This window comes from Vibrio variabilis (assembly GCF_003263785.1).
Lineage (GTDB): Bacteria > Pseudomonadota > Gammaproteobacteria > Enterobacterales > Vibrionaceae > Vibrio > Vibrio variabilis.
The window spans coordinates 39,311-62,669 of record NZ_JYJK01000105.1 but is presented as its reverse complement, the minus strand read 5'-3'; the positions used below and the strand labels follow the sequence as shown (position 1 = coordinate 62,669).

Annotated in this window: 17 protein-coding genes and 4 pseudogenes; 16 read left to right on the top strand and 5 right to left on the bottom strand. The window is 46.1% G+C overall.

All coding sequences use genetic code 11. The annotated features are described in order from the left end of the window. Window positions 1–9 precede the first annotated feature (9 nt). Window positions 10–606 carry a TetR/AcrR family transcriptional regulator gene (locus tag TZ48_RS19120; protein ID WP_112480298.1) on the bottom strand — a complete coding sequence of 199 codons (597 nt, stop codon included), beginning with the start codon at window positions 604–606 and terminating at the stop codon, window positions 10–12. A 207-nt stretch (window positions 607–813) separates the two neighbouring features. On the opposite strand from TZ48_RS19120, the gene TZ48_RS19115 reads away from it, so the two are divergent. From TZ48_RS19115 to TZ48_RS19070, 11 genes and pseudogenes are all read left to right on the top strand, one after another. Next, window positions 814–1,431 (top strand): glutathione binding-like protein, encoded by a 618-nt coding sequence (locus TZ48_RS19115; protein WP_112480297.1) that lies wholly within the window; start codon window positions 814–816, stop codon window positions 1,429–1,431. Window positions 1,432–1,556: 125 nt separating this feature from the next. After that, window positions 1,557–1,982, top strand: coding sequence for a type 1 glutamine amidotransferase domain-containing protein (locus TZ48_RS26650; protein WP_476723322.1), 426 nt, complete (start codon window positions 1,557–1,559; stop codon window positions 1,980–1,982). Between the two features lie 29 nt (window positions 1,983–2,011). Beyond that, window positions 2,012–2,248: a hypothetical protein gene (locus TZ48_RS26645; RefSeq protein WP_476723321.1), complete on the top strand. Its 237-nt coding sequence runs from the start codon at window positions 2,012–2,014 to the stop codon at window positions 2,246–2,248. A gap of 170 nt (window positions 2,249–2,418) precedes the next feature. Further along, window positions 2,419–2,961: pseudogene (locus tag TZ48_RS19105) on the top strand (sugar O-acetyltransferase). A gap of 246 nt (window positions 2,962–3,207) precedes the next feature. Beyond that, the gene (locus TZ48_RS19100) at window positions 3,208–4,812 is read left to right on the top strand and encodes an EAL domain-containing protein (RefSeq protein WP_162674663.1); all 1,605 of its coding nucleotides are present in this window, start codon (window positions 3,208–3,210) and stop codon (window positions 4,810–4,812) included. A 411-nt stretch (window positions 4,813–5,223) separates the two neighbouring features. Beyond that, the gene (gene rbsD, locus TZ48_RS19095; protein ID WP_112480295.1) at window positions 5,224–5,643 is read left to right on the top strand and encodes a D-ribose pyranase; all 420 of its coding nucleotides are present in this window, start codon (window positions 5,224–5,226) and stop codon (window positions 5,641–5,643) included. 49 nt (window positions 5,644–5,692) lie between these two features. Continuing rightward, complete coding sequence (rbsA, locus tag TZ48_RS19090; RefSeq protein ID WP_112480294.1) at window positions 5,693–7,198, top strand: ribose ABC transporter ATP-binding protein RbsA; 1,506 nt, start codon at window positions 5,693–5,695, stop codon at window positions 7,196–7,198. Beyond that, entirely contained in the window at window positions 7,195–8,187 is a 993-nt protein-coding gene (gene rbsC, locus TZ48_RS19085) for a ribose ABC transporter permease (RefSeq protein ID WP_112480293.1), read from the top strand. Before rbsA ends, rbsC begins: the two co-directional genes overlap by 4 nt. A gap of 78 nt (window positions 8,188–8,265) precedes the next feature. Beyond that, window positions 8,266–9,143 (top strand): annotated as a pseudogene (gene rbsB, locus TZ48_RS19080) (ribose ABC transporter substrate-binding protein RbsB). Window positions 9,144–9,333: 190 nt separating this feature from the next. Then, a complete protein-coding gene (gene rbsK, locus TZ48_RS19075; protein WP_112480292.1) occupies window positions 9,334–10,254 on the top strand; it encodes a ribokinase in 921 nt (306 codons plus the stop codon). Between the two features lie 54 nt (window positions 10,255–10,308). Beyond that, a complete protein-coding gene (locus TZ48_RS19070) occupies window positions 10,309–11,313 on the top strand; it encodes a substrate-binding domain-containing protein (protein ID WP_112480291.1) in 1,005 nt (334 codons plus the stop codon). Window positions 11,314–11,329: 16 nt separating this feature from the next. Here the strand turns inward: TZ48_RS19070 and TZ48_RS19065 are convergent, their stop codons facing one another. Then, window positions 11,330–12,508, bottom strand: coding sequence for a multidrug effflux MFS transporter (locus TZ48_RS19065; RefSeq protein WP_112480290.1), 1,179 nt, complete (start codon window positions 12,506–12,508; stop codon window positions 11,330–11,332). Window positions 12,509–12,721: 213 nt separating this feature from the next. Between TZ48_RS19065 and TZ48_RS19060 the strand changes: the two genes are divergently transcribed. From TZ48_RS19060 to TZ48_RS19050, 3 genes and pseudogenes are all read left to right on the top strand, one after another. Then, window positions 12,722–14,425 carry a protein adenylyltransferase SelO gene (locus TZ48_RS19060; RefSeq protein WP_112480289.1) on the top strand — a complete coding sequence of 568 codons (1,704 nt, stop codon included), beginning with the start codon at window positions 12,722–12,724 and terminating at the stop codon, window positions 14,423–14,425. A gap of 480 nt (window positions 14,426–14,905) precedes the next feature. Further along, the gene (locus tag TZ48_RS19055) at window positions 14,906–16,237 is read left to right on the top strand and encodes a cytochrome ubiquinol oxidase subunit I (RefSeq protein ID WP_112480288.1); all 1,332 of its coding nucleotides are present in this window, start codon (window positions 14,906–14,908) and stop codon (window positions 16,235–16,237) included. Window positions 16,238–16,239: 2 nt separating this feature from the next. Further along, window positions 16,240–17,231: pseudogene (locus TZ48_RS19050) on the top strand (cytochrome d ubiquinol oxidase subunit II). A 109-nt stretch (window positions 17,232–17,340) separates the two neighbouring features. Here TZ48_RS19050 and TZ48_RS19045 read toward each other — a convergent pair. Beyond that, window positions 17,341–18,684 carry a TldD/PmbA family protein gene (locus TZ48_RS19045; protein WP_112480287.1) on the bottom strand — a complete coding sequence of 448 codons (1,344 nt, stop codon included), beginning with the start codon at window positions 18,682–18,684 and terminating at the stop codon, window positions 17,341–17,343. After that, window positions 18,684–20,068, bottom strand: a pseudogene (locus tag TZ48_RS19040) (TldD/PmbA family protein). Before TZ48_RS19040 ends, TZ48_RS19045 begins: the two are co-directional and overlap by 1 nt. Before the next feature lie 323 nt (window positions 20,069–20,391). On the opposite strand from TZ48_RS19040, the gene TZ48_RS19035 reads away from it, so the two are divergent. Beyond that, window positions 20,392–20,568: a DUF6435 family protein gene (locus TZ48_RS19035; RefSeq protein ID WP_112480286.1), complete on the top strand. Its 177-nt coding sequence runs from the start codon at window positions 20,392–20,394 to the stop codon at window positions 20,566–20,568. Window positions 20,569–20,593: 25 nt separating this feature from the next. Here TZ48_RS19035 and TZ48_RS19030 read toward each other — a convergent pair whose 3' ends face one another. Next, entirely contained in the window at window positions 20,594–22,573 is a 1,980-nt protein-coding gene (locus TZ48_RS19030; RefSeq protein ID WP_112480307.1) for a peptidase U32 family protein, read from the bottom strand. 192 nt (window positions 22,574–22,765) lie between these two features. Between TZ48_RS19030 and TZ48_RS19025 the strand changes: the two genes are divergently transcribed. Beyond that, window positions 22,766–23,335, top strand: a complete 570-nt coding sequence (locus tag TZ48_RS19025; RefSeq protein WP_112480285.1) for a hypothetical protein — start codon at window positions 22,766–22,768, stop codon at window positions 23,333–23,335. Window positions 23,336–23,359: the final 24 nt, after the last annotated feature.

The window sequence follows — 23,359 nt, the reverse complement described above, 5'->3', positions numbered from 1 at the left end:
ATTTTCTCATCAAGAGGTTGTTTTTACACTGAGCCCTTTCAAAAAGTCACAAAGGACTTTTGTGGCGACATCAATTTCTGTATAGCGTTTGGCCTTGCCAAGTACTCGCATTCCTTGCATTTGGCAGATAACAAACTGCCCTATTGCAGTGACATCTTGTTCGTTGCTGATTTCAAGGCGCTGTTTAGCGTGAGTTAGTGTTGCAACAATAGCCTGCTCTAGAGTATCGAACAGCATGTTGCTGCGTTTTAATACCTCGTCATTTTCACCCGCATGCTCAACGACGGCATTCTGAATAAAACAGCCACAGCTGTCTTGCTTTTGTTTGTCAGCAAATGCCTTGAGAAATTGACAGAGGGTGTCAACGCCAGATCCTGAGTCTCGAAGCGGCTCTAGCTTGGGAAATGAAACCGAGGTTAAGTAGTTATCAAGCGCTTGATAATAAAGCGCCTCTTTGTCACCAAAGCTGTTGTAAAGACTAAAGCGATTAATAGCAAGAGTGTCAGTCAGATCGCTAATAGACGTATTGGCATAGCCCTTACTCCAAAACAGCATCATCGCTTGCTCTAGCTTTTCTTGCTTACAAAAATTGGCTTTTCTTGCCATACGCCCCTCGGAGATAAAACCACGTCAAACTGTACTTGCTGGTCATTGTACAAGTACTTGCCGTCATTCACTAATTAATTCTTGACCGATCGTTTAGTTATTGCATAGAGTATATCTAAACGATCGGTTAGAAATCAAAGCGGGTCAAACAAAAAGTCCATAAAGATGGTAATTCTCTAAAAACTACGTGCCAAAAGGAATGAACACATGAAATTGTATGATCACTCGGTCACAGTCAGCTCGAAGCGCCTCAATCTATTTCTAAAAGAAATTGGTGTTACCGATATCGAAAGAGTGGAAGTGAATGTTAGGGAAGGGGGAAACCTAGACCAAAGTTATCAGGACAAAAGCGTAAACGGAAAAGTACCATTGCTTGAGTTGGATGATGGCACTTACCTCAGTGAAACGGTAGCAATCAGCCGCTATTTTGATGAAATTACGCCAAACGATCTCAACCTATTTGGCGCCAGCACACTAGAGCGAGCCAAGGTTGAAATGTGGAATCGCATCGTCGAGATTGACGGCATCCAAAATGCATTCCAGGCGTTTAGAAATCTATCAGGTATCTACAGCGACCGAGAAAATTGCGTTGAAGCATGGGGAGAAGAAGCGAAGCATCGAGTTGAGTTATTCTTGCCTAAACTCGACAAGCAGTTGGGTAAGTCTAAGTACGTGGCGACAGACAATTACACCATTGCAGACATCAGTGCCTATATTTTTGTTTTTGTCGCGGTCAATGCGCTCAAGGTTGATGTGTTCGAGACCAACCATAACATCAAGCGTTGGTTTGATGACGTCTCCTCTCGTCCGGCTATACAAAATTAAATTCTAGCCGCACTTTCGTTAAATGCCGAATGGAAGGAAAAAGGATGATGATTAATCATCCTTTGTATTTGAAAAATCTCAGCATTTCACTAGGTTTATAAAGAGCGCCTAATGGAGAGCAGAGAGTGAGCCAAAAAAAAATTCTGATGGTTCTAACATCACATAGTCGGATGGGAGAGACTGAACACAAAACTGGCTTTTGGCTTGAGGAGTTTGCTGCGCCTTACTATGTGTTCAAAGATGCCGGCTTGCATATCACATTATGTTCACCCGCTGGTGGCCACCCTCCAATTGACCCAAACAGCCAACTAGCCGAGCAGCAAACTCCGGCCACTCAACGTTTCGAAGCTGACGAAGTGGCGAAAACCCATCTAACTAACACTCTCCGCTTGGTAGAAGTAAGAGAAGCGGACTATGATGCGGTATTTTATCCAGGTGGTCACGGCCCGCTTTGGGATCTAACTTGTGACCCAGACTCTGTCACATTGATTGACGACTTCTATACTGCTCATAAACCGATAGGGCTGTCTGCCATGCCGCTGGAGTATTGATTAATGCCGCCAATGAAGACGAATCCCCAATGGTTGAAGGTAAACAGGTCACGGGCTTTAGTAACAGCGAGGAGCAGGCCGTTGGGTTAACAGATATTGTGCCTTTTTCGCTGCAAGATGAACTTGTAAAGCGTGGCGCGAGTTTTTCCAATGCACCCGACTGGCAAGAGTATGTTGTCGTTGACGGTCTACTCGTGACAGGCCAAAACCCAGCCAGCTCTGAGGCCGCTGCAAAAGCGCTGATAAAACTTCTCTCAGCCGACTAAATTTACTTCTCATTTTAATTCCACCAAGTGTGATGGCGGCAACGATTCGAAGAAAATATGGTGCTGCTATGACAGAATTCTGACATTGTCCTCAATATTACGTTTTTGAATACAAACAGTCCGTAACATTGTTGGAAGAAAAGATGTCGACAAGAACAGAACGAGAAAAAATGCTGGCAGGCGAGCCTTATTTAGCTTGGGATGAAGAGCTGCTATCCGCGCGAGTGAGGTGCCGCCATACACTAAAGAAACTCAACGATAGCATTCCGAACACACCCGAATGGAAGGAAGCGCAAGAAGCGTTGATCCCTAACCGTAAAGGTAACCTATATCTTGAGCCCCGTTTCGCTGCGACTATGGAGAAAACATTCACGTAGGTAAGAACTTCTACGCGAAACTTCAATTGCGTGATCCTGGATGTCAACGTGGTCGAAATTGGAGACAACGTACTATTCGCGCCAAATGTTCAAATCTACACGGCAGGTCATCCATTAGATGTCAAAGGCCGCGTTGAAGACGAAGTTGAATTTGGTTTACCCATTAAAATCGGCAATAACGTTTGGATCGGCGGAGGGGCGATCGTTTGTCCCGGCGTTACGATAGGTGATAATGCAGTGATTGGTGCGGGCAGTGTGGTCACTAAAGACATTCCGGCCAACACGCTTGCAGTAGGTAACCCATGTCGAGTTATCAAACAAATCAATAACGATTAGAACCCGCTCTCAATTGCGCTTTGTGGCGCTTGCCAACTTGTCTTTAGGTCACCTAATGTGGGCACATGTTAGGTGACTTTCTCTTTGGTTATCTAAATTAGTACCAATAGTTTATGGTGCGTCAAAAAACTGTTGCTAAATCATCGGCTTTTTGACGTTTTATTTGATGTTGGTTCCATTAAACCCTATCATGTTCGCTTTGTAATACTCGGTAAAACATTAGTTGTAAACATGGCGTTGCGTTATATGGATTTTGAATTGTCGTTAGGTTTGATGGAGTCGGCGCTAGAGAGCGCGTCTGTTGCTATCATTATTACTGACGAACAAGCTCAAATTTGTTTCGTCAACGATCAGTTCGTCAAGCTAACTGGTTATGCCCGCGAAGAAGTCTTGGGCAAAAACCCGAAACTGCTGAAGTCAGGAAAAACCACATTAGCAACCTATGAGGATATGTGGTCGAAGCTGCTTCAAGGTAAAGATTGGGTAGGCGAACTGGTTAACAAAACGAAAAACGGCTCGCTGTTTATCGAACATGCTCATATCAGTCCTTTCAACTATTTGGGCAAGTCCTATTACATTGCGGTCAAACGCGATGTGACGTCTGAAAAACACCTCAACGATAAACTGAGCGATCTCGCTTATTTTGATCCGCTGACTCGTCTTCCAAACCGCACCTCTTTCTTTGAGCATCTGCAACGTTTTCTTGTTGAAGAACAACAAACAGATCACCCGTATTCGTTGTTGTTAATCGATCTCAATGAGTTTAAGTCTATCAACGACAGTAAAGGGCATGATTTCGGCGATTTGTTCCTTCAAGATGTAGCGAAGCGCTTTAGAGCGGCAGTAGGGGACAACGGTGTTGTTGCTAGACTTGGTGGGGATGAGTTTGTCGCACTCCTGCCTAATTGCTCACAAACTCGGGCGGAGCATTACGCTCAACATTTGGTTGATGCCATCGCCTTCATCGAAGTCGGTAATAAATCTGAACGAGGTTCTGCGTCTGTAGGAGTGACCACAAACGTGAGTCGCAACGTGCCAACCAGTCTGCTACTAAAGCAAGCGGATCTCGCTATGTACCGTGCCAAGCAGTGTCAAACCACCTGGATGAGTTATGACGAAGCAATGGGTGAGCAGTGGGGGCGCAAAACAGCGATGGCTCAACGCCTCTCACAAGCTATCGAATCACACAAGCTAGAGGTCAGCTTCTTACCCGTTGTTGAGCTTGAAACGCATCGTATTGTTGCCTTTAAAAGTCGACTAGAGTGGAGCGACTCGATGTTCGGTGATGTGGATAGATTTGAGTTCATTCCTATCGCCGAAGAGTCTCAGCTGATCCGAAAACTGAATTTGTTCACTATCGAGCAAGCGTGTAAGTACGCCTCGGTTGGTGAACTAAAAACCGTGGCGGTAAAAGTCTCTTCTAAGAACTTTGGTCATGGATTGTTTATTAAAGAAGTAACAGAGATTCTCACCAAGTATCATCTTCCAGCGCATTGTTTGGTGCTTGAAGTGTTCGAGGACATGTTGTCTAAGAAACGTTGTGTGGATGAGCTGTACCAATTAGTTGAGCTTGGTTGTCAAATTACCGTGGCAGATTTTGGTATGGGTCACATATCTATATCCGAGCTTCGCGAACTGCCATTGCAAAAGCTTAAAGTTGGCGCGCAGTTGGTAGCAGAAATCGCACAAGATCGTTCAGTAGAGCAGGTGGCGAAAGCGATTGTCAGTCTCGCCAAAGTGCTAAACATTGAGACTATTGCCGAAGGTGTTGAAACACAAGGCCAACTAGAGTCCCTCAAAGCTATTGGCTGCCATTATGCCTCTGGTCCCTACATTTCTGCCAATATGTAATTCGCATAATTTTATCCAGGTCAATCTCTAGATATCTGAGTCTTGAGATTACTTGGGTGTAGCTATTCACTCTCTTTGATTTTTATCCTATTCAGTGCCCGACTAAGCCTTATTTGTGGGGCATGAAGCTACTTTCATACTCTCTTTGTCCAGTCAAAAATCTCTCTGAATGGGAATTTGAATCCATTCACGAAAAATGCATCGAAACGTTTCGATGAAGCGATCTAAATCACAGTTAAATGCTACCTCTCTCGATCTTTACACTCTCTACGCTAGGATTGTCATCGAAACGTTTCGATGATTGTTTTATCAACAGCGACCAGGTAGTGATGCCCTCTACTTTTGAAACCGTTGTTTGATGGTTATTCAAGCCCTACAGACTTAATAAAGCCGCATGAAGCAGGTATAAAAATGAAAAAAAGTTCCCTAATAAATTCAGAACTCTCTTATTTGGTGTCGACATTGGGTCATACCGATGAGGTAACGATTTGTGACGCTGGCCTTCCGATTGCTGATGAAGTTCAGCGTATTGATCTCGCTCTGACTCATGGCGTTCCAGCGTTTTTGGATACGGTAAAAGTGTACCTTTCTGAGGCTCAGATTGAAGGTGTTGTCTTGGCGGAAGAGTTTAAGCAAGTGAGCCCTGAGTTGCATGATGCTTTGTTATCCGTGATTGAGCAGGAGCGAGAAACAAGCGGTAAAGCAATTTCGATTTCTTATGTTTCTCACGAAGACTTTAAGACAAAAACTCTAGATTCAAGAGCTGTAGTGAGAACGGGCGAGTGTACACCGTACGCCAATGTGATTTTCCAAGCTGGCGTCGTCTTTTAAAGCGCCACCTATTACGAGTTCAGTTCAGCGAAATATACAGGACATCCTCATGCTGCAACCCATTTTACAACTCAGCGAGATTGAAAAAGCTTTCCCGGGAGTGAAAGCTTTGGATAAAGCCAGCTTAAATGTGTATCCCGGAAAAGTGATGGCATTGCTTGGTGAAAACGGCGCGGGTAAATCGACGCTTATGAAAGTGCTGACGGGTATCTATTCAAAAGATTCTGGCGAACTTCGCTATCAAGACCAAGACGTTTCCTTTAAAGGTCCGCGTGATTCTCAGCAAGCGGGAATCAGTATCATTCACCAAGAGCTCAATCTTATTCCTGAGCTCACTATTGCAGAAAATATCTTCCTAGGCCGTGAAAAAACCAATGCGTTTGGTCGCATTTTATGGTCGCAGATGTATGCCGAGGCAGATCGCCTATTGGCGAGACTAAACGTGAAACATAGCGCCAAGACACCGCTTGGCGAGCTTAGTCTTGGTGAGCAGCAAATGGTAGAAATTGCGAAAGCACTGTCATTTGAGTCAAAGGTCATCATTATGGATGAACCCACCGATGCACTTACCGATACTGAGACGGAATCGCTATTTAGCGTGATCAACGAACTGCGCGAACAAGGCTGCGGGATTGTTTACATCTCACACCGTCTCAAAGAAATCTTCGAGATTTGCGATGATATTACGGTGTTACGTGACGGTAAATTTATTGGTCAGCGCACTGTGGCTGAAACCGATGAAGATACGCTGATCGAAATGATGGTGGGTCGTAAGCTTGATGAGCAATATCCGCGAATCGATGCCGTTCACGGTAAAACCAGCCTCGAAGTAAAAAACCTTTCAGGTCCTGGCGTCAATGACGTGAGTTTCTCTCTGGATCAAGGTGAAATTCTTGGCATTTCCGGTTTGATGGGCGCAGGGCGCACAGAGCTGATGAAAATCATCTATGGCGCACTAAAACGTCAATCGGGTGAGGTAATTCTCAACGGCAAAACGATCAATCCAGATAGTCCTCAAGAAGGTCTTGCCAACGGTATCGCATACATTTCAGAGGATCGCAAAGGCGATGGTTTGGTTCTGGGCTTATCAGTAAAAGAAAACATGTCGATTTGCGCATTGGAGCAGCTGTCTAAAGGCATGCAAATTCAACACAGTGAAGAAGTGGTGGCTGTTGAAGACTTCATTAAGCTATTCAACATTAAAACGCCAACACGCGATCAGATTATTGGCAACTTATCAGGCGGTAACCAACAGAAAGTGGCGATTGCCAAAGGACTGATGACCAAACCTAAAGTTCTCATTTTGGATGAGCCAACACGCGGTGTCGATGTGGGCGCGAAGAAAGAAATCTACCAACTAATCAACAAATTTAAAGCAGATGGCATGAGCATCATTTTGGTGTCATCTGAAATGCCAGAAGTACTCGGCATGAGCGATCGAATTTTGGTGATGCATGAAGGGCACATAAGCGGTGAGTTTATGGCTCAGGATGCGGATCAAGAAAAACTACTCGCATGCGCTGTCGGTAAAAATGTCAATGAGGAAGCAGCATGAACAATAAAACCATCAACAAAGAGATGAGCGTTGAGATGGAAAACAAAAAACCTCTTTTCAATAAAGAATGGTTGATTGAGCAAAAATCACTGATTGCGCTTATCTTCCTAATAATCGTGGTTTCTTTTCTAAACCCGAACTTTTTCACCGTCGATAATATTATGAACATCCTGCGTCAAACCTCTGTGAACGCCATTATCGCAGTGGGTATGACATTGGTCATCTTAACTGCCGGCATCGACTTGAGTGTTGGTTCTGTACTCGCACTTTGCGGCGCGTTTGCGGCCAGTTTGATAGCGATGGAAGTTCCGGTATTGATCGCGGTTCCAACCGCGCTTCTAGCGGGTGCAGCTCTCGGTGCCATCAGCGGTATTATCATTGCAAAAGGTAAGGTTCAGGCGTTTATCGCTTCCTTAGTGACTATGACGCTTCTGCGTGGTGTGACCATGGTGTACACCGACGGACGTCCAATCTCGACAGGCTTTACGGATACGGCTGACGCATTTGCATGGTTTGGTACCGGTTACGCTTTGGGCATCCCAGTTCCAGTTTGGATTATGGTCGTCGTATTCGCTTCTGTTTGGTATCTACTTAACCACACTCGCTTTGGTCGTTACGTTTACGCGCTAGGTGGTAACGAATCCGCGACTCGTTTGTCTGGTATCAATGTCGACAAAGTGAAGATTGGTGTTTACGCCATCTGTGGTCTGCTTGCAGCACTGGCTGGCATTATCGTGACCTCTCGTCTGTCATCCGCTCAGCCTACCGCGGGTATGGGATATGAGCTTGATGCTATCGCGGCGGTTGTTCTCGGTGGTACCAGCTTAATGGGTGGTAAAGGTCGAATTATGGGTACGCTAATTGGTGCTCTGATCATCGGCTTCTTGAACAACGCACTCAACCTATTGGACGTTTCTTCTTACTACCAAATGATCGCAAAAGCCGTAGTTATCTTGCTTGCGGTACTGGTAGACAACAAAAACAAGTAACCTCGATTAACACTAGATTATTTACAATAACAGGCTCGACAATGAGTTGAGCCGCCCCCTACACAAAGGACTAAAACGATGAAAAAACTAGCCACTTTAATCTCTGCTGCCGTGCTATCTGCTTCTATGTCTACAGCTGCATCAGCACAAGACACGATGGCGATTGTTGTCTCTACGCTTAACAACCCGTTCTTCGTAACGATGAAAGAGGGCGCGGAAGCGAAAGCCAAGGATTTAGGTTACAACCTAATCGTTTTGGACTCGCAAAATGACCCAAGCAAAGAGCTATCAAACATCGAAGATTTAACGGTACGTGGCGTTAAGGCAATTCTAATCAACCCAACAGATTCAGATGCAGTATCCAATGCTATCCGCATGGCAAACCGCTCGAACATTCCTGTTCTAACGCTTGACCGTGGTGCTAGCGTGGTGATGTAGTGAGCCACATTGCATCAGACAACGTGGTGGGTGGTGAGATGGCTGGTCACTACATCATGGAGAAAGTAGGCGAGAAGGCGAAAGTTATCCAACTAGAAGGTATTGCGGGCACGTCAGCTGCACGTGAGCGTGGTGAAGGCTTCATGAACTCAGTAAAAGGTTCTCAAATGGAACTGCTTGCTAGCCAACCAGCGGATTTCGACCGTACTAAAGGTCTAAACGTCATGGAAAACCTTCTAGCCGCGAACCCAGATGTACAAGCGGTATTCGCACAGAACGACGAAATGGCACTCGGTGCACTTCGCGCAGTTCAAGCGGCAGGTAAAGACGTTATGATCGTTGGCTTCGATGGCACTGAAGACGGTATGGCAGCGGTGAAACGCGGCAAACTAGCAGCAACAATCGCACAGCAACCAGACATGATCGGTGTACTAGGTGTGGAAACCGCTGACAAAGTACTGAAAGGTGAAAAAGTAGAAGAGTACATCCCAGTACCTCTAAAAGTCGTCGCTGAGTAATAGGCGAAGCGACGAAAGGAGCCAGCCAGTAATTCCTCCCCTTATAAAGGGGAGGAACTCAAAGGCTCGCTGCGCATCGCTTCATAAAACCCAGATACCTTCGGCTTGCCACCCCAAGGCAACCCCAAGTTATCTATCAAACTGATACTCAAAAATCAGTAACCAACAAAAGAGTTAAAAGGAACAAAGTATGAATAAACTCATTGTGCTGGGTAGTGTGAATGCAGACCACGTTCTGCAAGTTCCTTCTTTCCCTCGTCCTGGAGAAACGCTACATGGTGCTAATTACCAAGTTATTCCTGGCGGTAAAGGGGCGAACCAAGCCGTTGCGGCTGCAAGACTAGGCGGCGACACTGGCTTTATCGCCTGTGTAGGTGATGATGCATTTGGTATTAATATTCGCGAAGCATTCAAAGCTGATGGTATCAACATCGCGGGTGTTCAATTAGAGCCAGGCACGCCGACCGGTATTGCCATGATTCAGGTAGCTGAAAGTGGAGAGAACAGCATCTGCATTTCAGCAGAAGCCAACGCAAAACTAACGACAGCACGTGTTGAGCCACATAAGGGTTTGATCGAAGGTGCGAATTACCTGTTAACTCAATTAGAAACACCAATTGAAGGCATCGAATACGCAGCAAAAATTGCAAAGGCTGCAAAGACTAACGTCGTCCTCAACCCTGCGCCAGCGAGAGAACTCCCAGACTCATTACTAAGCTGTGTAGATGTCATTACGCCAAATGAAACCGAAGCAGAAGTCCTGACCGGAATAACGGTCAACGATGATGAGTCGGCACAAAAAGCGGCAAATGCTCTGCATCGTAAGGGCATTGAAATTGTCATGATCACTTTAGGCTCGAAAGGTGTATGGCTGAGCCAAAATGGTCGTGGTGAACGAATCCCAGGCTTCAAAGTTGAAGCAACGGATACCACTGCCGCAGGCGATACCTTTAACGGTGCTTTGGTGACAGGACTAATCGAAGGTAAGTCCATCGAAGAGGCGATTGTATTTGCTCATGCAGCAGCGGCTATTTCAGTGACTCGATTTGGCGCGCAGACTTCCATTCCGACGCTAGATGAAGTACAACAGTTTTTAGAGCAGCAAGCCTAAGTTGAGAAACTAACTCGCTCAATTATAAGAAGAAGCAGTGGAGACCCTTGCCCGATGGCAACGATGAAGGACATAGCAAGACTCGCGGGAGTGTCTACCTCAACCGTAAGTCATGTCATCAATAAAACACGATTCGTTAGTGAAGAGATTTCTGAGCGCGTAAACAGTGCAGCGAAGGAGCTCAACTACGCGCCTTCTGCCTTGGCGCGCAGCTTAAAAATGAATCGTACACGAACAATTGGAATGTTAGTGACTACCTCAACCAACCCGTTTTTTGGTGAGGTAGTAAAAGGGGTCGAACGCAGCTGTTATCATCAAAACTACAATCTCATTCTTTGCAACACCGAAGGTGATACCGAGCGCATGAAGGCGTCCATCGATACGCTACTGCAAAAGCGTGTCGATGGTCTGATTCTAATGTGCTCAACCCTTGAAGGGGAGAAGCTGGATATTTTTGACCAGTACCCATCCATTCCCGTGGTTGTGATGGATTGGGGGCCAATGCATTTTGAAAGCGACAAGATCCAAGATAACTCGTTTCTTGGTGGTTATCTTGCCACTAAGCACCTAATTGAAAGTGGCCACAAAGAGATTGGTTGTATCACCGGGCCTTTGAATCGCCACCAAGCGCTTATGCGTTATGAGGGGTACAAAAAGGCATTGAAAGAACATCATATTGCTATTAATCCAGACTGGATTGTTGAGTCGGACTTTGAATGTGATGGCGGCGCGAAATCCCTAGAAAAGTTAATGAGCAGAGGTGCACTACCAACGTCGTTGTTTATTTGTAATGACATGATGGCCATGGGAGCTATCAATGTTGCCCATGAAAAAGGGATACATGTTCCCAACGAACTTTCGATCATTGGGTATGATGATATCCACATTGCCAAGTTCATGTCACCGTCACTCACTACGATTCATCAACCTAAGTATCGCTTGGGTAAGGCGGCTGTTGAAACTCTACTCGCGAAAATAGAGAAGACCAGTCTTACACCCGATGTGGTGCAACTAGAACCCTCACTAGTTATGCGAAATAGTGTCAAAAAACTCGGTTAACACTCCGATTCGGCCTCTATTGAGGCTGAGCAACACGAAACCCACGAACAATATTACTAAGCGTCACTATCGCAAATAGCGTTATAACAACAGATAAATGCCAAGGCTGACTTAGGCCGAGCTGAACCAAACTCATACTGACTAGTGATGAGACAATCATTTGTCCCCCACCGGATAGCGCTGCCGCAGCCCCCGCTTGTTTCTTGTACGGCAGCATCACCATCGCCTGTGCGCAAGGTAGAGCGATGCCATTTCCTAATATCATCAGCATTTGCCCGAGCATGATATACAAAGGTTCCATCGGGCAAACGAACAACCAAATCGCCGACGTAATGTGTAGAGCTGGAGTACACAACAGCATCTTTTTAGTACCAATGATTGGGCGAACGCGATTGCAAAGAGTGGTTCCACCAATCATACCAAGTGCTGGAATGAGCACCCACAATGCGTATTCATCCGAGTTCATTCCGATTTGGTTTTGCATGATAAAGGGCATGACCGATACAGCTGTGATCATCAGGCTAAAATTGAGCCAACTGATACTCGCGAAGCTGATGAAGTAGCTAGAGCGGAGCAACTCCTCATACTGGGTCACAACGCGTTTAAATGAAGGGAGCGGTGACTTTTCAGCAATGGTCTCTTTAAACAGCATGGTGATAACCACCCAAGCGAGCGCAACATAGCTAAATAGCGACACAAACACCATGTTCCAACCAAAGTGAAAGTTAATAAACCCACCTAAAACTGGTGCCACCACGGGCGTGATGGAAGCGGCCATCGCAATATAAGAAAGGGCTACGGGCAGTTCAGCCCCACTAAACTGATCCCGCGTTGAGGCTCGAGCGAGAACCGCGCAACAACCAGTGCCAATGCCTTGCAGAAAACGACCAAAAACCATACCTTCAAACGAATGGTTCATCGTAATAATTAACACAAGGCCAAGCAGTGCGATAACCAGCCCGGTGAGCAGAACCTTTTTTCTGCCGATCGCATCTGAAATTGGACCATAAATGAACTGAGACGGGCCAAAGCCGAGTAGATAAATACCGACGAGTAGCTGCGCCTGATCGAGGCTGATACCAAAATCTTTCGCTATCCAAGGTAGTGAAGGAAGTACCAGCCCCATACTGAGTTGACCGATACTGACAATGAGACACGCGAGAAGAATGACTTTGTAGCGAATTCCTTGAGCCATTAATAATCCATACTGAGAGAAAAGCGAATGCGAAGAACCCAAGATAGTACGTCATTGCAGAGTACTTTGGCTATCTTTTGCCAATATCCATAGGTTGTTTAGGGTAAATCTAAATGAATCAAACTATATCATAAGGTTATTGGGCTTTAGCTGGCTATCTTCGTATCATGACAACAAGAATATCACGCATCATTGCACGGAGTAGGATTGACGATGGGCGAACCAAAATCACCAGAGACACTAAACTCGATTGCCGATATGGATGAGTTTGCAAATACGGCAAGTTACTCGCTACTAGAGACGCTAAATGCGGATCCTGAAGCAACCGATTGTGGTGATGACTACTGGCCGCGACAAGTGTTCTCGGGTCACTATGTTCCGGTGAAGCCGACACCGATCGGAAATCCGGTCTACGTTAGCCACAGTACCAACCTATTTGCTGAACTAGGAATTGATCCGGCACTGACGCAAAACAAACAGTTCGAAGCTATGTTCTCTGGAGATTTGTCCGGCGTACCTGCTCCAATGAAGCCCTACGGCTGGGCAACAGGCTACGCACTTTCCATTTATGGCACCGAGTACAACCAGCAATGCCCATTTAACACAGGAAATGGATATGGCGACGGCCGCGCACTTTCCGTGTTTGAAGGTGTACTAAATGGCAAACGTTGGGAAATGCAACTCAAAGGCGGCGGTACGACCCCTTATTGCCGTGGAGCTGATGGCAGAGCAGTATTGCGCTCCAGCGTGCGTGAGTTTCTAGCTCAAGAGTTCATGCACGCACTTGGTATTCCGTCGACACGCTCGCTATGTTTATTTGCCTCACAATCAGAATCGGTTGATCGCCCTTGGTATCGAGAGGGCTCACACTCTGAGAATCCCGATATTATGGTATCGAACCCTGTTGCCATTACGACCCGAGTTGCCTCTTCCTTTTTGCGAGTTGGACAGATTGAGTTGTTTGCTCGCCGAGCGCGTAGCCAAGCTCACCCAACTGCGATGCAAGAGCTTGAAAAAATTGTTGAGTACGCGATAGAGCGAGAATATTCACAGCAGATAGACTCAAGTTTACCTCTTAGAGAGAAAGTACTCGCACTCGCCACGGAGTTTAGAGAGCGCTTGACCACATTAGTGACACACTGGATGCGCGTTGGTTTCTGCCAAGGCAATTTCAACAGTGACAACTGCGCTGTTGGTGGATTTACTCTCGACTATGGTCCATTCGGTTTTTGTGAGCGTTTCGAACCATACTTCCAGCCGTGGACTGGTGGCGGCCGCCATTTTGCGTTTTTTAATCAGCCTCTAGCAGCAGAGAAAAACTTCGAATCCTTTTGTTCAGCATTGATGCCCCTAATCGCCTCTGACGAAGTGGCGGTAGAAAAACTAGGCCTAATTCAGGATGAGTTTTCGACAGTGATGCAAACGAAACTCACTGATATGTGGTCGAGTAAGCTAGGTCTCGAAGAGTTTGATAGCGACTTACTGCAAAACCTTTTCAAACTCATGATGATGACGCACGTTGATTACACGATTTTCTTCCGGGAGCTGTCCAAATTACCTGAGAATGCTTCTGCCCTTACCCCAAGCTTTTACACCGACCCTGATGAAGAGGTCATGACCGATTGGCAGATTTGGTTTAATGAATGGCGTGAAAAGCTTCCATCCTCAAAAACCGGAGAAGAGATAACGGCTGGAATGAATCAAGTAAACCCTAAGTTCACTTGGCGTGAATGGTTGGTCGTACCCGCGTATAAGCAAGCAGAGAAGGGCGATTATTCGCTTATTCATGAGTTGCAGCAGGTCTTTGCTGACCCCTATGGAGAACAAGGGGTAAAGACAGAAGGAAAGTATGACCAACGTCGTCCTTTAGATCTTTTCGATATAGGAGGAGTAACACACTACAGCTGCTCTTCGTAAGCTCTATATCAATGACTTGTCGAAGCGGGCTTAAAGTTTAAGCTCGCTTTTTAATAACTTTTATTCCCTTGCTCCGGTGACCACGCAAACCCAATTTAGGTGCTCCCTAGCGTCCAGGGCCCACACACTTTAGAAAGCCTCCACAGACGACCGCAAGTCAAAGCAAGTATCCTTGTTAGAAATAATGATTCTGTAACTATATTTCATTTTTACCGAACGATTGTTATGGATTATCCGATGAAATTAGCATGTGAACTAGCTGTGTAATATTTTCTTGCATTTATCCATGCTTTGAGGCTCTTTCTGATGCTTTGATACAATTTGTCGGACTCATTTCGTTCCTTGGCTTGATATAAATCATGGTTGAAAGAAAACAGAATGACCTGTATTTCTCTATGCACGAATCCAAATGACGTTGTTTTTCGTAATTAAATTACAAACGGTTTAGTTTTGGCACGTGATTTTTTCTGAGGACCCAAGATGTTAGATACCCTCATTCTGTCGCGAATACAGTTCGCGGCCAACATTAGCTTCCACATTCTTTTTCCTACTATCACCATCGCGCTGGCTTGGATGCTGGTGTTCTTCAAGTGGAGGTACGTTCGAACGCAAGCACCGGTTTGGTTGGATGTGTATTACTTTTGGGTGAAGATTTTTGCGCTTACATTTGCCCTGGGAGTGGTGTCCGGGATTACTATGAGTTTTCAGTTCGGTACCAATTGGCCTGGATTTATGGAACGAGTCGGTAATGTAGCCGGGCCATTGCTCGGATACGAGGTGATGACTGCTTTCTTTATGGAAGCCACTTTCCTCGGCGTTATGCTATTCGGTCGGGGTAGGGTACCTGAATGGGCCCACACACTCGCCACTGTTCTAGTCGCTATTGGAACCAGTATGTCAGCATTCTGGATTTTGGTGCTCAATAGCTGGATGCATACGCCCGCTGGATACGAAGTCATTGATGGAATTGTCCATGTGACGAGTTGGAAGGAAGTGATTTTGAATCCTTCGCTGCCATACCGTTTTGCGCATACGTTGCTGGCCTCGGCGCTGACTGCGAGCTTTTTAATTGCAGGTATTTCTGCCTATCAAGTGATCCGCAAGTCAGATCATCGCTCGGCTAAACTGGGGTTAAAAGTAGCGCTGTTCTCAGCGGCTGGTTTCATTCCGGTGCAGATTTTCGTAGGCGACTTGCATGGTTTGAACACGCTTGAACATCAACCAGCCAAGATTGCTGCAATGGAAGGGGTCTGGGAAACTGAAAAAGGTGCTCCGCTGTTATTGTTCGCCTTGCCGAACGAGGAGACGCGCAGCAATGACTTTGAAATCGGTATACCCAATGTTGCTAGCTTAATCCTCACCCATGATTTAAACGGTGAAATCAAGGGGCTGAACGAGTTCGCGCCTGACCATCCACCAGTGACACCGTTATTCTTCGGTTTTAGAGTGATGGTAGGAGTGGGGATCTTGATGCTACTTGTCAGTTGGTATGGAGCAATAAGGCTGTTCCGTAAAAAGGAACTACCGAAGCCGTACTTATACGTCACTCTCACGATGACCTTCTCTGGCTGGGTGGCGACGTTAGCCGGTTGGTACGTGACAGAGATTGGACGACAGCCTTGGTTGGTTAGTGGCGTATTGCGGACTTCGGAAGCCGTCACGACCGTTCCGAGTGGAAGTGTTATGACGTCACTTATCATGTATTTAGCGATTTATGCTGTGTTACTGGTGGCGTATGTTCACACTTTGTTCTACCTGGCACGAAAAGACATCGTTGCTCATGAAGTCCCAATGAAACAACAAGAGGCTTAATAATGCTCGACTATTTACCGGAAATTTATCTGTTGCTGTTAGGCTTCTCAGTGTTCATGTACGCAGTATTAGATGGGTATGACTTAGGCGTCGGTATCCTATTGCCCAGTGATAATGAAGCTCAACGTGACAGAATGATCGCGTCAATTGGCCCTTCTGGGACGCCAACGAAACTTGGCTAGTGCTGGCGGTGGGTATTTTGCTTATCGCTTTTCCTACCGCTCATAGCTTAATTTTAACCGAGCTCTACATGCCGACCGCTATTATGCTTATTGCTTTGATCATGCGTGGTGTCGCCTTCGACTTTAGAGCGAAAGCTATCTCTGACCATAAAAACCGCTGGGATTGGTGCTTCAGAATCGGTTCATTGATCACGGCCTTAACCCAAGGCTACATGGTGGGGCGTTACATTATGGGCTTTGAACAAACAACGGAAGCCATCTGGTTTGCATGGTTAAGTGCAGTGTGTGTTGCTGCAGCTTATGTCTACATAGGAGGGGCGTGGCTGGTCTTGAAGACTGAAGGTGAATTACAAGTGCGCTCAGCGCGTTGGTCTCGTCGTGCGGGTTGGCTGGCAGCGTCAGGGATTCTAGCTGTGAGTGTAGTAAATCCAATCGTAAATGAAGAAGTGGCATCGCGTTGGTTTAGTTTCCCGGAGATCTTGCTGTTAGCACCAGTCCCGTTGGTTGTTCTAGCCACAATATTCTTGGTGGATAGGTACCTCCGACAAGTTCCAACTGTTGATGACATGGGGGTGCGTTGGCCATTTTTCGGTGTTACGCTCATTTTTGCCTTGAGTTTTATGGGGCTCGCTTACAGCTTTTTCCCGCAGGTTGTGCCGGGCTTAATGACTGCACAAGAGGCGGCTTCGTCACCAGCGACACTAATGATTGTTGGCTTTGGTGTAATGGTGGTCATGCCAATGATATTGCTTTACACCTTCATGGTGTATCGAATTTTCAAAGGCAAAGCGACCGAGTTGAGCTACAAGTAGTGCTTAGTTTTAAACGGGAATAAGAGTTGGGAAACCCCTACGCCACTCAACTCGAGTGAGAAAAGTCCCCAGCGATACGTCGCTGGGGAATATCTATCTACTGGTAAGTCTATTTACCCCCAATACTCAACCGTGCAAATCGTACATCCGGAGCGAAGAAAGTCCGACTATCGTTAACCAATTGACGGTCACCTACTGCGTCTACTTCTTGCAACATCTTGTAGAAGTTGCCAGCAACCGTAATACCACGTACCGGCTGAACTCGCACGCCGTCACGGCACAAGAAGCCGCTAGCACCAAATGAGAAATCACCGCTCACTGGATCCGCACCCGAATGAACACCTTGCAGTTCAACAAGCTCGAGATATTCACCCGCTTTAACCTCACTAGAACTGCTTTGACCGGTAGCAATCACTTTGTGATTTGCGGAAACATCTAGGCTCGATTTAGCACCACGCGCTGCGCTCGCGGTAGATACTGTACCAAGGTAGCTTGCAGTGTGGCTGTTGTGGAGTAGGGTATTTAGTTGTCCGTTAGCGATTAGGATGTTGTCTTGTGTTGCAAAACCTTCACTATCAAATGCCGCGATTGCCATGCCGTTTTGCATGTACGCTGCGTCGGTGAGGGTGATTAGCTCACTGGCAACAGACTGGCCAACTTTGTTCGCCAGTGGTGTAATGCCTTTCATAGCACTCACACCCGAGAACGCACTGCCAAATGCACCAAACAGGCTGCTCAATGCTCCGACATCGAAAATAGCCGAATATTCACCAGTTGCAACTGGTGCGCCATCGAGTAAATCTCTGGCTAGGTTGTAGCCTTGCTCGATACAGTAGTTCGGTTTCAGCTCATCAAAGCGGCGACCGACCGAGACTTTACCCGCCATGGATTGCTTGCCGTCTTTTTCAAATAGCGTGTATGCGTAGCAGCTAAATGAGCGCTCAAAATGCTGGCAAAGTGTCCCTTGCGTGTTGGCGAGAATAAGCTGGCTCTCTCCATCAGCATAACCGTTGTAGGGAGCACTCGAGGCGTGGGGTAGGGAAACAACCCCTTGCTCTAGTGCAAGTGATAGCTCAATCTTCTCATCGGCAGATGTGGTATCTTGCTGAGCAATTTCTGCAACATCCGTGGTAATTTTGCTATCGATACAGCGAATAGTCTGATGCTCGTCTTGCTTAGAAAAACGTGCGCTTTGAAGGGCGTTGGTCAGCATGAGATCGAGACTAGAGGTCTCTAATGATTCCGAGTAGCTGGTGGCAATTCGTGCATCTTTGACAACGCGAACTCCAAGCACTTGGCTTGAGCTCACTTTGTACTCATCCAGTTGGCCTTGGTTCGCTTTTAGGGAAAAGCTGTTGCTACGATTGACGATGACATCCGCTTCAGCACCTTGGCGCTTGGCTTCTGAAAGGACGTAATCGACGGCATCAAGAAGTTGTTTGTCTTGGCTCATTAGTTACCACCTCCCACAAGAATGTTATCAACTTTTAACGAAGGCTGACCTACCGTTGTCGGTACTGCACCACTTACTGAACCACACATACCAGGGGCCAGTGCCATATCTTTACCAACCATGCTGATTTCCTTAAGCACCTTTGGTCCGGTACTAATCAGTGTTGCGGTTTTGAGAGGTTTGGTGATTTTTCCGTTTTCAATCAGGTAAGCTTCACGAACGGCAAAGTTGAATTCACCTGTACCTGGCTGTACTGAGCCGCCGCCCATTTTTTTAGCATAAATACCACGTTCAACACCGGCTAACATATCATCTAGAGAATGTTCACCAGCCTCTATGAAGGTGTTACGCATGCGTGACGTGGGCGCAAATTTGTAGTTTTGGCGACGACCAGAGCCTGTTGGTTCAAAGCCTGTCTTCATGCCGCCCATTTTATCGACCATAAAGCTGGTTAGCTTGCCGTCTTTAATGAGTTGCGTTCGTTGAGTTGCCATACCTTCGTCGTCAACATGGATAGAGCCCCACTCATTAGTCATAGTGCCATCATCAACGGCACTCACTGCTGTATGAGCGATCATCTCGCCCATTTTGTCATGGAACACTGACGCTTTTTTAGCCACGGATGTGGTTTCAAGCAGGTGACCACACGCTTCGTGGAAGATGACGCCACCAAAGCCATTACCAATAACTACGGGCATTTCGCCGGAAGGGCACGCGTCCGCGCCTAGTTTTACCAATGCTTGCTGAGCAATGGTTTTGCCTAGCTCTTGAGCATCAAGCTGTTCGCTAAATTCCCAGCCAGACAGTGCACCAGGACCTTCTGAACCAGAAGATTGCTCGTTGCCTTTTTGAGCAACGGTGTTACCCGACACGCGAATGTAGTGGCGCGTATCATCAACATGCAGACCTTCAGAATTGAAGATGGAAACTTGCTGCTCGCGCTGTAAAACATTGCCAATAAACTGAGTAATGTATTCACTTTCGGCACGTGCAGCCGCGTCGGTTTGAAGTAAGAAGGCGATTTTTGAATCTAGATTGGCGTCCTTGTTAAGTGGCAAACGGCAACCATGCTGGATAGGGTAGCGATTAAGATTAAGCGCACCTGCCGTCGCGATTTGCTCACGCTTGTCTTTTGCAGCGAGCAATGATGTCACTCGCTTGAGTTCGTTTTCGTCGGTGTTATTGGTGTAGCCGTAGAGTACTTTGTGGCCGAAGAAAAGGCGGATCCCGATACCAAAATCGATACCTGAGTTTACTTTGTCCACTTCGCCAGACGCGATTTGGACCGAATTAGTCTGATGGTGCTCGACGAATAGCTCAGCAAAATCTGCCCCAAGAATAGGGCGTGATCAATCACCGCTTTCGCCGTTACAGAATTAAGCATGAAATCTCCTTGCTCATTGAACATCCGAGTAGTCCTCATTGAAAGTCGAGGAATATTGGGATTTTAACATTTATTAAACAAAATTATCTTCTATAAAATCGACATTTTCCTAGTGATGATTTAACACATTAATATCTGATTTATTGGGACTATTTATAGTGATAACTATCATTAATATTGAGTGCTTTTACGAGAGTCTTAAAGTGTGATGATGCCTACGTTTTAGTGCGGTTAGACTCTAATTTTGAGCGTTTATAGCGTGAAAGCAAATCTATTTAGAGGTGTCGTTCGTACAGAAATTCACATCATACAAGGAGAGAGTCATGTTCTCATTTTTAAAGCGCGATCCTGCTAGAAAACTCAAAAAACGCCATTCCATGTTGCTAGAGCAAGCGATGCATGCCCAGAGAAATGGTGACATCAAAATGTACTCAAAATTAACCGCTGAAGCCGAAGAACTCTTTGAACAAATCAAAAAGCTCGCGGCTTCAAGTGGATAGGTTTGAGGAAGGCGGGGGCTTTACCCTAAATGCCTTTTTGGTATTGTTGGTTGCTAGTGTTCTGGATTAGGTTGCCAACGATACTGCGTCCGTCCTCTAGAAGTAGCGCTTTGAAGGCGTCGATGACCTCAAGTTTGCTACCGGTCACTTTTGTTTCCGTCTGAATATCTCTCAGATCGATAAAAACATCGGTAATAAGGTCTTGATGGTCGGCCAGCACATCTAGGTTCAGAATATTGTGCTCGCTGTAGAGACTATTGTGAGAGCCTTTTTGCTTTTGAACCACATAAGGGTTGTCTTTAAGGTTGATAATAGACGTACGCTTACTACAGCGTCTCAGGCAGCCTTTGTTGACTTTGATTTTCTTACAACCGTCCGTTTGTTGGAACAAACACTGGCGGCTTGTCAGTAACGTATTCGGATGGTACACACTATAGAATGTGCGCATGCCACTTGGTCTTCGAATGTAGCGGAGCTGTTTGTTACTCAGTTCATTAGATAAAAACGCACCAGCGGCAAAGTACTCTTCTTGAAGACATTTCAATGTGTACGAGTTGGTGCTGTTCATTTGCGGACCAGCTACCCAATCTAACCCTAGCGTTTGAGCGTGGAAACCGACACCTGAGTTATTCGTAATAAGCAGTCTTGGTTTAATCGTTTCTAAAAAGACTTTAGCCGCTTCAAAATCATCGCCGATGAGAATGGCTGGGAACCAAGGTTTTAGATTCGGGTTAGATTCAAACAGCGAAATCATAGCGGGTAGCTCCGCGCTTAATCCCATAGGTAGCTGAAAATAGACCTCAACATCGGATTCCAAACTAAGAGTCGCATCTTCAGGGCTTGAAACTAACACCGATAGTGGTTTTTGGCCGCTTAGCTCTGGGTTTTGCGCCAATTTTTCTAACTCTGGCGCTTCAATCGCACCTTTCAAACTTGCTGATGGGCGGTCAGCGTTGATATCCATCGCTGCGATTTGTGCATCAACATGTTGGATAATATCGGTTTTTTTGTCGTAAAGACGCTGCTTAACCGCTTGAACTTGCTCGGTACTGGTACATTGATACACCTTAGAGAAATGCGTAACCGCGTTGTCTCTTGGGTTGTCGATATACATGCTTTTGCCGTATTCGCCTTGTAGGAAACCGTTAGAGAAATCACGGTTAAATACGGTGTAAAGCTCGCTGGTATCTTCTGAAAGCGTTTCACCTTCGCACAAGCGGTCTATTTGCTTGCGCCAGTTGTCGACAACGGTATAAACGTAATGCGGTTTTTTGATGCGCCCTTCGACTTTTAGTGAATAGACACCCGCGTCGGCAAGCGCTTGAAGATCGCCAAATGCTGAGTTGTCTTTTAGGTTTAGTGGGTAGTCATAACCTTGCTTGGTGGTTTGGTATTGTTCACGACACGGTTGACTGCAACGACCACGGTTGCCAGAGGCGCCATTGCGCGCCGAGCTGATATAGCAAAGCCCAGAGAATCCGATGCAATATGAACCATGAACAAATACTTCCATTAACACATCGTGTTGATGCCCAAAATGAGCGAGATGAGCAATCTCATCAATGTTAAGCTCACGAGATAGGTTAACGCGGCTGGCAGTCATCTGTTTGAGAAACTCGATTTGCCCAGTATTGTGAGTGTTGAGCTGCGTTGAAGCATGAACATCTAAACTTGGGAAGTGGCGTTTAATCAAATACGCTAAACCAAGATCTTGAACGATAACGCCATCAATGTCGGTATTGACCAACTGCGCCAATAAGCGCATCACAGCGGCAATTTCACTCTCTAGGATTAGTACATTAAGCGTCAGAAACACTTGGCACTGATTGGCGTGAGCAAGCTCAAGAACGCCCGCAAGGTTGTCTAGCGTTAAGTTCGCTGCACGGTTTCGAGCGTTAAAACGATCCAATCCACAGTACACCGCATCTGCTCCCGCTGCGATCGCTGCTTTGATTGACTCAACATCACCACCCGGTGCCAACAATTCAAACTGATCTCTTGTCACAACCATACCCTTAGAAAAAATGAGGCCGTAGTCTACAGCAATTTGCTACAGATTTCGTCCCAAATTCAGACCTATCGATATTTATGTAATTAGTAGACTATGTGATCAAGGTTTAAAGAAGGATGAGAATAGTGAGCTAGGTTTACTTCTATCGAATGAAATAAGACCAAAACAGCCAGCAGGGAAATAATGATGAGATGGAGTCTCGCAGTTTTAGCGATGGTAATGATTCAGGGCTGTGCCAGCCAAGTAGGTAATGTCATTAGTGGGGAGGCGCCAACGGCAAGAACTGAATGTGTAGGTTCAGTTGAACTACCAAATGAGTTTTCAGGAAAATTCAAACAGGTCGACAACCCTCAGATGCTAGCGAAAGCCATTGGTGAACCTCTGTCCGGTGGTTTGTGTCAAGGCGCCGTTTATCAAAGCACGGAAGAGGTGACAATCTATCGAGCTTGGAACAGTACCAACCCCGGTAGCCAATTTGGTAACTGGTGGGCGTTTAATCAACCAGCAGGTAAAACGGCGGATTATAGGAAAGACTATGAAATATGCTACCAGTGGTCACCACTCGACAAACTGGTGAAATGTACGTTGCAGATTGGTTCGACGGTGGTGGTGGGTAATGGGCAAAGTGCGAAATGCTCAGACTATCTAGAGTATCCGGTGTCAGAGGCGCAGCAGGTATTTATTGAATCGGCATCAGATGCCGTGTCCGATTGCAGTGTCTTTGACAGCATGATGAGTTGGCAACCAGAACAGTAAGGTTTAGCTAATCATTTAAACTAC